This is a genomic window from Streptomyces sp. NPDC058741 (genome assembly GCF_042746715.1).
Classification (GTDB): domain Bacteria; phylum Actinomycetota; class Actinomycetes; order Streptomycetales; family Streptomycetaceae; genus Streptomyces.
In genome coordinates, this window is record NZ_JBHYQH010000023.1 from 29,900 (window position 1) to 39,974 (window position 10,075).

Below are 10,075 nucleotides of genomic sequence, written 5' to 3' on the forward strand. Positions count from 1 at the left end.
TGCATCGGGCAGGGCCGGCCGGGGTACGGCGCCGGTCCGGGCCGACCGGGGTACTGCATCGGTGCAAGCCGACCGGGGTACGGCGCCGGTCCGGGCCGACCGGGGTACTGCATCGGGCAGGGCCGGCCGGGGTACGGCGCCGGTCCGGGCCGACCGGGGTACTGCATCGGTGCAAGCCGACCGGGGTACGGCGCCGGTCCGGGCTGACCGGGGTACTGCATCGGGCAGGGCCGGCCGGGGTACGGCGCCGGTCCGGGCTGACCGGGGTACTGCATCGGGCAGGGCGACCGGCTGGGCCGGGGCGCCCCCGTACGGACCGCCCTGCCCCGGTGTCCCTCCCCGCGGTCCGCCGTACGGTCCGGAGGCGAAGGGGTTTCCCTGGCCGGGCGGCTGCGCCCCGGGCGGCAGACAGCGCATCCGCCCGTTCTCGTCCGTCACCGGTGTGAAGCCGGCCGCCCGCAGCCGCCCCGCGAACCTGGCGTTGCGTCTGCGCGTGACCACCAGTCCGATGCCGAAGACCGCCATGAGCAGGAGCCACACCACCCCGGCCACGACGAAGTCGCCGGACGCGCCGCCCGGGCATGCGGTGAACCTACAGCGACGGGTGGGCCGGGCGCACGGGGGGAGATGGGCTCGCGGACCGGCGGGTTCGGCGCAGCGGGTGCGGCGCCTGCCGGGCCGTGCCGCCCACGGGCGCGGCGGCGCCGCGCTCAGGCCTGCGTCTCCCGCCGACCGTCACCGCCGCCCCTGGGGGCCTCCGTACCCGTGGTCTCCCGCTGCGGGAACGGTCCGACCCGGTGCCGGGGTGCCGAGCGCACCGGCGGGCGGGTCAGCGTGATCTGGCGGACGATCTGCTGGAAGCAGGCCAGTGCCGCGAGCCCGGGCAGGGCTGCCGCCGCGATGCCGAGGATCGTTCTCGGCGCCTGGGCGACGCACAGCAGAACGGCGACGCACGAGAAGACCAGGACCACGCTCCACGAGTGCGCGGCACGGCGTTGGTGCAGCGCGGCCCGCAGGACCGACAACGACGCCACCAGCCAGGGCCCGTACACCAGCAGGGGCCACCAGGTGCGCAGGCCGCGTGTCGCGGGGGACGTGGCGACCAGGCGCAGCGGGTCGTAGGCGGCCAGGCCGCTCAGCAGGCTGACGGCGCAGGCGATGAGGGCGGCCAGGGCGGCGACCAGGAAGCTGGTGGTGCGCAGCGCGCCCGGGGCTCTGCGGGTGCGGACCTTGCGGTGGCGCGGGGGGACGTCCCGTACGGGCGGCAGCTCCTCGGTGATGTCCTGGAGCCGCTGCATGTGGGTGCCCTGGCCGGGCTCCGCCACCACGCCCGCGCCCGGCATCTCGTCCCTGGGGGCGGGGATCCGCGGCGCCTGCGTCTGCTCCCCGAGGGCCTCCTCGAGGATGAACGCCAGTTCCTCGGCCGGGTCCCAGGTCGGGTCCGGCGGCGTGAGGGGGGTGATGAAGTCCCGGGCGGGCGCCCGGTGCCGCCCGGTGCCCTCGAGTTCGTTGTGGTACATGACGCGGCCCGCTATTCCGCGAGTGCCAAAGCGGGTCGTTCCGTGGCGCTGGTCCACCGCCGGGCGAGGTCTTTTTCCAGCATGCTCATGCGGTCGATGAAATCCCTCAGCACCGTTTCGGTCACCTGCAGTGTGACCGGGCAACCGCCCCTGGTGAGGGTCCCGTTGACGGCGGCCGACGAGTGCGCCGGAGCAGGGATGTAGGTGTACGGGCCGAGCGTTACCGCCCAGCCGTCTTTCCTGGTCGCCTCGGTCATGTACCGACTAACCGTCGGCTCACTTCGGCGGATGCGCGGCAAACGAGTGAAGGACTTTCCCGAATGAGCATCTTTTCCATGCGCCATGAGGACCATGACGAATCCCTATATTCATCTATGAAGAACAAGGAGCGAATATTTCCCTCCAGGGCGTTTCGGCTGCTCGGGAGCGGCCCGAGGGGCGGATTCACATCACGGATGCGTGAGTCCGCACCGAACAGGCGTTGGACCGGGCGATGCCCCCGGGCGACGGTGGGGACATGCTCCGGCTCTCCCCGTACCGCGGCCTGTTCCGCCTGCCGGGCGCCCGCGCCTTCACCGCCGGCAACCTCGTCGCCCGGCTGCCGATGGGCATGTTCAGCGTCAGCGCGGTCATCATGATCGCCGGGACGCGGGACTCGTACGCCCTGGCCGGTGCCGTGACCGCGACGGGGCTCGCGGCGACAGCGGTGGCCGCGCCCTGGATCGCCCGGCTCGTCGACCGCCACGGCCAGGCCCGGGTGGCGCTGCCCGCCACGGCCGTCGCCGCCCTCGGCTCCCTCTCCCTGCTGCTGTGCGTGCGTCACGGCGCCCCCGACTGGACCCTGTTCGCCTCCTACGCGGCGACCGCCACGACCCCCAACACCGGCGGCATGTCCCCGGCCCGCTGGGCGTATCTGCTGGACGGCGACCCCAAGGCCCTGCGCACCGCCAACTCCTTCGAGCAGGCCGTGGACGAACTCTGCTTCACGCTGGGCCGGGTGCTCGCGGCGTTCCTGTGCACGGCGCTGTTCCCGGAGGCGGGCACGCTCGTCGGCGCGGTGCTGCTGGTGACCGGCATGGTCCTGTTCACGACCCGGCGCGCCACGGAGCCGCCGGTCCGCGCGCGGACACCGGCGAAGGCGCCGCTGCGCGCTCCCGGCATGCCGCCACTGCTCGTGACCTGTCTGGCGATGGGCGGGATCTTCGGCGCGACGGAGGTCGTCACCCTCGCGTTCACCGACGCACAGGGCCAGCGGTCGGCGGCGGGTGCGGTGCTGGCGCTCCAGGCGGCGGGCTCCTGCGCGGCGGGCCTCGTCCACGGCGCCGTGAAACCCCCCGGACCGGCCGCGGCCCGGCTGCCCTGGTGCGTGGCCGCGATGGCCGCCCTGCTGACCCTGCCGCTGCTCGCGGCCGCCCTCACCGGTTCACTCGTGCTCCTGGCCGCCGCCCTGCTCGTGGCCGGGATGGCGACGGCCCCGACCATGGTCACCACCATGACGCTCGTCCAGCAGCGCACCCCGGAGGGCCGGCTGAACGAGGGCATGACCCTGGCCGTGACCGGTCTGGTCGGCGGCATCGCCTGCGGCAGCGCGCTCGGCGGCTGGACGGTGGAGCACGGGTCGGCGACGGCGGGCTTCGCGGTCCCGGTGACGGCCGCCGTCCTGGCCCTCGCCCTCGCCGCGGGCGGCACGTCGAACCGCTTCGCCCGACCTGGCACGGCCCATGGACACACTTCGCCGGACATGACAAAGGCCCCGCCGCTCGGGAGCGACGGGGCCTCGGCCCACATGGGATGAGTGGAGATGGCGGGAATCGAACCCGCGTCCAACGGTGCGGAACCAGGGCTTCTCCGTGTGCAGTCCGCTTCGCTTTTCTCGGCCCCGGAGATCACGCGGACAAGTCTCCGACGGGCCCAGTCACTGTTGGATTTCCCTCTTCACCCCGTGACCGGGATCAAGGTTTAGTTCCCTAGCTGATGCCAGGATCCGGGTCGGGAACAGCCCCGGGCTGACACTCCCTTTGTAGGAGGCTCGCTCTGCTACCTGAGATCAGGCAGCGAGGGCGAAGGCCTGCTGGGAGGAATCGCGCTTGGAATTGGCGATTATTTTTTTCGGCCTGTGGTTTACGAGATCATGGCCGCTTCCTCGACACGCTTCCCCTGCTTCGACAGCCGCTGTCGAAACCGATCATCCCCATGTTGATTTTTCAAACCCTCCGAGGAGGGGGCGTGCACCCTCCGTGGGGTGCGGATGCCATCGTACGTGACCAACGCACGACCGTGCCAGCCTATTCCCCGGGGCGTCAGGCCCGCTGCTTGCGGCGGATCGCCGAGATCGTCCGCTCCGTCTCGCGCCGGTCCTGCTTCTCGCGGAGCGTCTGCCGCTTGTCGTACTCCTTCTTGCCCTTCGCCAGCGCGATCTCGACCTTCGCCCGGCCGTCCTTGAAGTACAGGGCGAGCGGCACGATGGTGTGACCCGTCTCCTGGGACTTGGACTCCAGCTTGTCGATCTCCTCGCGGTGCAGCAGCAGCTTGCGCTTGCGCCGCGCGCTGTGGTTCGTCCAGGTGCCCTGGCTGTACTCGGGGACGTGCACGTTGTGCAGCCACGCCTCGTGGTCGGTGAGCTGGACGAAGCCGTCCACCAGCGACGCCCGGCCCTGGCGCAGGGACTTCACCTCGGTGCCGGTGAGGACCAGGCCCGCCTCGTAGGTGTCGATGATGAGGTAGTCGTGCCGCGCCTTCTTGTTCTGCGCGATCAGCTTGCGCCCTTTTTCCTTAGCCATAGTGCGCCCATTTTCGCACTACGGAGGGGGTCGGCGGGAACTCGATCACGACGGGCTGCCGAGGCCGCGCAGTACGCTCTCGGCGCGCTGGAGGGCCTCGTCGCCGGCCTCCAGGTCGGGCGTGATGCCCCGGCCGTCGACCGACCGGCCGGAGGGGGTGCGGTAGTGCCCGACGGTCAGCTCCGCGACGGAGCCGTCGGGCAGCCGGCTCGGCATCTGCACGGAGCCCTTGCCGAAGGTGCGGGAGCCCACGACCAGCGCGCGCCCGCGGTCCTGGACGGCGCCGGTGAGCAGCTCGGCCGCGCTCATCGTCCCCCCGTCGACGAGCGCGACCAGGGGCCTCGTCGTGTCGCCGCCCGGCTCGGCGTGCAGGACGCGCTGCTCGCCGTCGACGCCGTAGGTGGCGACGAGACCGCCGTCGAGGAAGGCGGAGGCGGCGGTGACGGCCTCGGAGACCAGGCCGCCGGGGTTGCCGCGCAGGTCGAGGACGACGCCGGCGCCGGGCGGGGCGTGCCGGACGGCCTCGCGGACCTGCTCGCCGGAGCCCTTGGTGAAGGTGTCGACCCGGATGACGGTGACGGAGCCGGCGGCCTCCCGCACGGTGACCGAGTCCGTGGACAGCTGGGCGCGGCGCAGGCTCTCGGTCCAGGTGCGCGGACCGCGTTCCAGCAGGAGGCGGACGGTGGTGCCGGCGGAGGCGTCGGTGGCGTCCCCGCGCAGCAGGGAGACGACCTCCGTGACCGGCCGGCCGTCGGTGCTGCGGCCGTCGACGCCGCGCAGCAGGTCTCCGGGGCGGATCCCGGCGGCGGCCGCGGGCGAGCCCGGGCGCACCTTCGTCACCGCCACACGACCGTCCTCCCTGCTGCGGGCCCACAGCCCGACGCCGGTGTACTGGCCGTCGAGGGCGTCCTCGAACTCCTCGTACTCGCCCCGGGAGTAGACGGCGTCCCAGCGGTCCCCGCTGCGGCTGACGGCGCGCCTGGCCGCCTCCACGGGCGACGTGCCGTCGGCCATCGCCTCCTCGGCCGCCCTGGCGATCTCGGCGTGCCGGCCGGCCCGGCCTGCCGGACGGGCCTCGTCCGGCGCGGACTTCGGGTCGGCCTGGGGCAGGGCGCCGGTGGCCGCACCGGCGACGAGCACGCTCGCGAACACCAGTGTCAGGGCGGCCCCGCGGCGGATGCGGCGGGGCTGACAGAACGGGTCACGACCTGACATGCCGGTGAGTCTAGGACAAGGCGAAGGGCCGTACGGCGGGTTGACCGCACGGCCCCTCTAAGGGATGCGTCACACCTTCAAGTACTTGCGCAGCGCGAAGAACGCGGCCAGCGCGGGCATCAGCAGGCTCGTGACGAGGATGAGCGGCAGGTACTTGAACACCGCGTCCCAGCCGATGAAGTTGATCAGGTTCAGCTTCTCCGACAGGGCGAGTCCGTGGTCGATGATGAAGTACCGGGCGACCACCAGGAACCCGCACGCGACCGTCCCGCCGATGAGCCCGGCGACCGCGGCCTCCATGATGAACGGCGCCTGGATGTAGAAGCCCGAGGCACCGACCAGGCGCATGATCCCGGTCTCGCGCCGCCGGCTGAACGCGGAGACGCGCACGGTGTTGACGATCAGCATCAGCGCCACGACCAGCATGAGCGCCATCACCGCCCGCGCGGCCCAGTTCATGCCGTTGAGCAGCTCGAAGAGGTTGTCGAGGATGCCCTTCTGGTCCTGCACCGACTGCACGCCGTCCCGCCCGTCGAAGGCGGTCGCGATGACCTGGTACTTCTGCGGGTCCTTCAGCTTGATGCGGTAGGACTCCTGCATCTGGTCCGGCGTGAGGGAGCTGGCCAGCGGGGAGTCGCCGAACTGCTCCTTGTAGTGCTTGTAGGCCTGGTCCTGCGACTCGTAGGTGACCGTCTGGACGACGTTCATCTTGTCGAGGTCGGCCTTGATCTGCTTCTTCTGGTCGTCGGTCACCGCGCCCTTGGCGCAGTTGGGGTCGGACTCGGCGTCGCTCTTGTTGCAGAGGAAGATCGAGACGTTGACCTTGTCGTACCAGTAGCCCTTCATGGTGCTCACCTGGTCGCTCATCAGCAGCGATCCACCGAAGAGCGCCAGGGACAGGGCGACGGAGACGATGACCGCGAAGGTCATCGTCAGGTTGCGGCGGAGACCGACTCCGATCTCCGACAGTACGAACTGGGCGCGCATGGCGTCTGGTTAAGCCTTTCCGTGCAGCCGGTCGGTCGTCAGTGCTGGTAGCCGTAGACGCCGCGTGCCTGGTCGCGGACGAGGCGGCCCTTCTCCAGCTCGATGACGCGCTTGCGCATCTGGTCCACGATGTTCTGGTCGTGCGTGGCCATCACCACGGTCGTGCCCGTGCGGTTGATGCGGTCGAGCAGCTTCATGATGCCGACGGAGGTCTGCGGGTCGAGGTTGCCGGTGGGCTCGTCGCAGATGAGCAGCTTGGGCCGGTTGACGAAGGCCCGCGCGATGGCGACGCGCTGCTGCTCACCGCCGGACAGCTCGCCGGGCATACGGTCCTCCTTGCCGCCGAGCCCGACCAGGTCGAGCACCTGCGGAACGGACTTGCGGATCTCGCCGCGCGACTTGCCGATGACCTCCTGTGCGAAGGCGACGTTCTCGCCGACCGTCTTGTTGGGCAGCAGGCGGAAGTCCTGGAAGACGGTCCCCAGCTGGCGCCTGATCTGCGGCACCTTCCAGTTGGAGACGCGGGCGAGGTCCCTGCCCAGGACGTGCACCTGTCCGTGGCTGCACCGCTCCTCGCGGAGGATCAGCCGCAGGAAGGTGGACTTTCCGGAGCCGGAGGACCCGACGAGGAACACGAACTCGCCCTTCTCGACTTCCAGGGAGACGTCCCTGAGGGCGGGGCGGGTCTGCTTGGGGTAGACCTTGGAGACATTGTCGAATCGGATCACGGATGCACCACGGGTCGCCGGGGGTAGATGAGCGTGACCATACGCGAACCGGGGAGCGGACCGCAGTCACCGCGGCGCTTGTGCGGGGCTTGTGCCTTTTTGTGCCCGGGAGAACGGAGCCCCGGCTGCGGCAGCGGCCGCGCGGCGCACGGCGGAACCTGGCAGAGTGGAGGGGGAACATTCCCGTCCCCACGAACGTTGGACACCATGGAACCGGCGCAAGGAGGGCGAGCGCATGACGTACGACCGGCTGGTGTGCGCGAACTGCGCGGCGCCCGTGAACGAGGGCCGGTGCCCGGTGTGCCGCGCGAACCGTGAGCGGATGCAGCAGGAGAACTTCCCCGGGAATCTCAGCCCGATGGCGCTGATCGCCCTGTTGACGGTGCTGATCGCGGCGGTGGCACTGCTGGCGCACCAGACGGTGTAGCCGGCGGCTCGCACACCTCGAAGGCATGGCCGAGGGCCCGGAGCGTGTCGCGTGTCGCTCCGGGCCCTCGGTGTCGCACTGCACGCACGGTCCGTGCGGACGCGGCTACCGTCAGGCGGCAGCGCCGCCGCGGCCGGTGACGAGACGCGGCAGCAGACGGAAGCCGACACCGCCGGCGATCATCGTGGCGGCGCCGATCACCAGGAAGGTGGTCTCGGCGGCACCCGTCTCGGCGAGCTCGTCGCCGTTGCCCTGGGCCTGCGGGGCCGGGGTGTTGTCCGAGCCGGTGTCGGTGAGCGCGGAGGAGCCCTCCTCCTGCGGGGAGGTGCCACCGTCGGGGTCGGCGTTGTTGCCGCCGCCGCCGTTGCCACCCCCGGTGCCGTTACCGCCACCGCCACCGTTGCCGTTGTCGCCGCCGTTCCCGTTGCCCGGGTCGCTCGGCTGGCCCGTCGGCTCCTCGGTGGGCTCGGTGGGCTCCTCCGTGGGCTCGGTCGGCTCCTCGGTGGGCTCGGTGGGCTCCTCCGTGGGCTCCTCGGTCGACGGCGGGTCGGTCGGGAGCTCGGTCGGCGGGTCGGTCGGTTCCTCCGTGGGAGGCTCCGTCGGCTCGCTGCCGGTGTTCACTCCGACACCGACGTTCACGCCCAGGTCGAGGGCGGATGCGGCACCTGCGGCGGTCAGCGAGGCACCGGCGGCGATCACGGCACCGGCCGCGATGCGCGCGACACGGATCCGCGTCTTCTTCGTCATGTGGTTGCTACCCCCAGTAGCTCATCGTCATTAGGCAGCGCTCGGGGCTGTGCTCGACGGGGGACGGCTGCGATGAAGAGCCCCCGGTTCACATGCGCCCCTGATACACGCATGCCGCGCTTCACCCTTCCCATTTTTCAAGAACACGTCAAGGCCGTTTGCGGGCGCCCTGTCCGACTACGGGGGCTATGCCGGGAGTCTGAGGGTGTGAGTGTGACGCAAGACCCAGACATGCGGGCACAGAAAAGGCAACTGCCGCCCGGTGAGCGACAGTTGCCTTGTCGACAAACTTACTTCTCCTGCTGCTTGCGCCAGCGAATTCCGGCTTCCAGGAATCCGTCGATCTCGCCGTTGAAGACGGACTCGGGATTGCCGACCTCGAAATCGGTGCGCAGGTCCTTGACCATCTGGTAGGGGTGCAGGACGTACGAACGCATCTGGTTGCCCCAGGAGTTGCCGCCGTCGCCCTTGAGGGCGTCCATCTTGGCCTGCTCCTCCTGGCGGCGCCGCTCCAGCAGCTTGGCCTGGAGGACGTTCATCGCGGTGGCCTTGTTCTGGATCTGCGAGCGCTCGTTCTGGCAGGAGACGACGATGCCGGTGGGCAGGTGGGTGAGGCGCACCGCGGAGTCGGTGGTGTTCACGCCCTGGCCGCCGGGACCGGAGGACCGGTAGACGTCGACCCGCAGCTCGGACTCGTCGATCTCGATGTGGTCGGTCTGCTCCACCACCGGCAGGACCTCCACGCCCGCGAAGGAGGTCTGGCGCCGACCCTGGTTGTCGAAGGGCGAGATGCGCACCAGCCGGTGCGTGCCCTGCTCGACGGAGAGCGTGCCGTACGCGTAGGGCGCCTGGACGGCGAAGGTGGTCGACTTGATGCCGGCCTCCTCCGCGTACGACGTCTCGTAGATCTCGGTCTTGTAGCCGCGCTGCTCGGCCCACCGCAGGTACATGCGCTGGAGCTTCTCGGCGAAGTCTGCGGCGTCGACGCCACCGGCCTCGGCGCGGATGTTCACCAGGGCCTCGCGGGAGTCGTACTCGCCGGAGAGGAGGGTGCGCACCTCCATCTCGTCCAGCGCCTTCCGCACGGCGGCCAGCTCGGACTCGGCCTCGGCGCGGGTGTCCGGGTCGTCCTCCTCCTCGGCCATCTCGAAGAGGACACCGAGGTCGTCGATACGACCACGCAGGGCCTCGGCCTTCCGCACCTCCGCCTGGAGGTGGGACAGCTTGCTGGTGATCTTCTGCGCCTCATCGGGGTTGTCCCACAGGGACGGCGCGGCCGCCTGCTCCTCGAGCACGGCGATGTCTGCCCTCATCCTGTCGAGGTCCAGAACGGCCTCGATCGACTCCATGGTCGAGGAGAGGGACTTGAGCTCTTCGGATACATCGACGACTGCCACGCCCTCCAGCGTAACGGCTCCGTCCGCCGACCTGCGCCGGGCGGCGGGGGCCGGAGGCCGGGCCGGGGGCCGCGGGGCCGGGCCCGGGTCCAGGGGGAGGGACTGCGGGGTGGGGCGCTGCGGCGGGCGTGGCAGGGGCGGGAAGCCCCGTCGGCGCGCGGGGCCCGGGCGGTGCGGCGGGCGCCGCCCGGCGGGCGTCTCACGAGGTCAGACCGACCGCGATGCCCGGCGCCACCTGCCCCGGAGCAGCGCCTCGGGCCACCACCACAGCCGC

10 protein-coding genes and 1 other RNA gene are annotated in these 10,075 nt (G+C 71.1%); 2 read left to right on the forward strand and 9 right to left on the reverse strand.

Annotated features, from left to right (window positions below):
- Positions 1-710: 710 nt before the first annotated feature.
- Both ACFW6P_RS19660 and ACFW6P_RS19665 read right to left on the reverse strand, forming a co-directional pair.
- Positions 711-1,520, reverse strand: coding sequence for a hypothetical protein (locus ACFW6P_RS19660; protein WP_386424253.1), 810 nt, complete (start codon positions 1,518-1,520; stop codon positions 711-713).
- Between the two features lie 11 nt (positions 1,521-1,531).
- The gene (locus tag ACFW6P_RS19665; RefSeq protein ID WP_386348599.1) at positions 1,532-1,777 is read right to left on the reverse strand and encodes a hypothetical protein; all 246 of its coding nucleotides are present in this window, start codon (positions 1,775-1,777) and stop codon (positions 1,532-1,534) included.
- A 236-nt stretch (positions 1,778-2,013) separates the two neighbouring features.
- Here ACFW6P_RS19665 and ACFW6P_RS19670 point away from each other — a divergent pair, with 236 nt between their 5' ends.
- On the forward strand, positions 2,014-3,315 hold the full coding sequence (locus ACFW6P_RS19670; RefSeq protein WP_386424255.1) for an MFS transporter: 1,302 nt from the start codon (positions 2,014-2,016) through the stop codon (positions 3,313-3,315).
- On the opposite strand, the gene ssrA is transcribed toward ACFW6P_RS19670, so the two are convergent.
- The 5 genes from ssrA to ftsE all read right to left on the reverse strand — a co-directional run bounded on the left by ssrA (position 3,314) and on the right by ftsE (position 7,230).
- Positions 3,314-3,713: a transfer-messenger RNA gene (gene ssrA, locus ACFW6P_RS19675) on the reverse strand. The genes ACFW6P_RS19670 and ssrA overlap by 2 nt on opposite strands.
- A gap of 107 nt (positions 3,714-3,820) precedes the next feature.
- Positions 3,821-4,300 carry an SsrA-binding protein SmpB gene (gene smpB, locus ACFW6P_RS19680; protein WP_386424257.1) on the reverse strand — a complete coding sequence of 160 codons (480 nt, stop codon included), beginning with the start codon at positions 4,298-4,300 and terminating at the stop codon, positions 3,821-3,823.
- A 45-nt stretch (positions 4,301-4,345) separates the two neighbouring features.
- Entirely contained in the window at positions 4,346-5,515 is a 1,170-nt protein-coding gene (locus ACFW6P_RS19685; protein ID WP_386424258.1) for a S41 family peptidase, read from the reverse strand.
- 69 nt (positions 5,516-5,584) lie between these two features.
- A complete protein-coding gene (gene ftsX / locus ACFW6P_RS19690) occupies positions 5,585-6,502 on the reverse strand; it encodes a permease-like cell division protein FtsX (RefSeq protein ID WP_386348608.1) in 918 nt (305 codons plus the stop codon).
- Positions 6,503-6,540: 38 nt separating this feature from the next.
- Complete coding sequence (gene ftsE / locus ACFW6P_RS19695) at positions 6,541-7,230, reverse strand: cell division ATP-binding protein FtsE (protein ID WP_386348611.1); 690 nt, start codon at positions 7,228-7,230, stop codon at positions 6,541-6,543.
- A 235-nt stretch (positions 7,231-7,465) separates the two neighbouring features.
- Here ftsE and ACFW6P_RS19700 point away from each other — a divergent pair, with 235 nt between their 5' ends.
- Positions 7,466-7,657 carry a hypothetical protein gene (locus ACFW6P_RS19700; RefSeq protein ID WP_386348614.1) on the forward strand — a complete coding sequence of 64 codons (192 nt, stop codon included), beginning with the start codon at positions 7,466-7,468 and terminating at the stop codon, positions 7,655-7,657.
- 111 nt (positions 7,658-7,768) lie between these two features.
- Here the strand turns inward: ACFW6P_RS19700 and ACFW6P_RS19705 are convergent, their stop codons facing one another.
- A complete protein-coding gene (locus ACFW6P_RS19705; RefSeq protein ID WP_386424260.1) occupies positions 7,769-8,404 on the reverse strand; it encodes a hypothetical protein in 636 nt (211 codons plus the stop codon).
- A 290-nt stretch (positions 8,405-8,694) separates the two neighbouring features.
- Positions 8,695-9,801 carry a peptide chain release factor 2 gene (prfB, locus tag ACFW6P_RS19710; RefSeq protein ID WP_386348620.1) on the reverse strand — a complete coding sequence of 369 codons (1,107 nt, stop codon included), beginning with the start codon at positions 9,799-9,801 and terminating at the stop codon, positions 8,695-8,697.
- Positions 9,802-10,075: the final 274 nt, after the last annotated feature.

Bases quoted from the DNA above. Each gene is read 5' to 3' on its own strand.
- ACFW6P_RS19660 (WP_386424253.1), bottom strand. From the start codon at position 1,520: ATGTACCACAACGAACTCGAGGGCACCGGGCGGCACCGGGCGCCCGCC.
- ACFW6P_RS19665 (WP_386348599.1), bottom strand. From the start codon at position 1,777: ATGACCGAGGCGACCAGGAAAGACGGCTGGGCGGTAACGCTCGGCCCG.
- ACFW6P_RS19670 (WP_386424255.1), top strand. From the start codon at position 2,014: ATGCCCCCGGGCGACGGTGGGGACATGCTCCGGCTCTCCCCGTACCGC.
- smpB (WP_386424257.1), bottom strand. From the start codon at position 4,300: ATGGCTAAGGAAAAAGGGCGCAAGCTGATCGCGCAGAACAAGAAGGCG.
- ACFW6P_RS19685 (WP_386424258.1), bottom strand. From the start codon at position 5,515: ATGTCAGGTCGTGACCCGTTCTGTCAGCCCCGCCGCATCCGCCGCGGG.
- ftsX (WP_386348608.1), bottom strand. From the start codon at position 6,502: ATGCGCGCCCAGTTCGTACTGTCGGAGATCGGAGTCGGTCTCCGCCGC.
- ACFW6P_RS19700 (WP_386348614.1), top strand. From the start codon at position 7,466: ATGACGTACGACCGGCTGGTGTGCGCGAACTGCGCGGCGCCCGTGAAC.
- ACFW6P_RS19705 (WP_386424260.1), bottom strand. From the start codon at position 8,404: ATGACGAAGAAGACGCGGATCCGTGTCGCGCGCATCGCGGCCGGTGCC.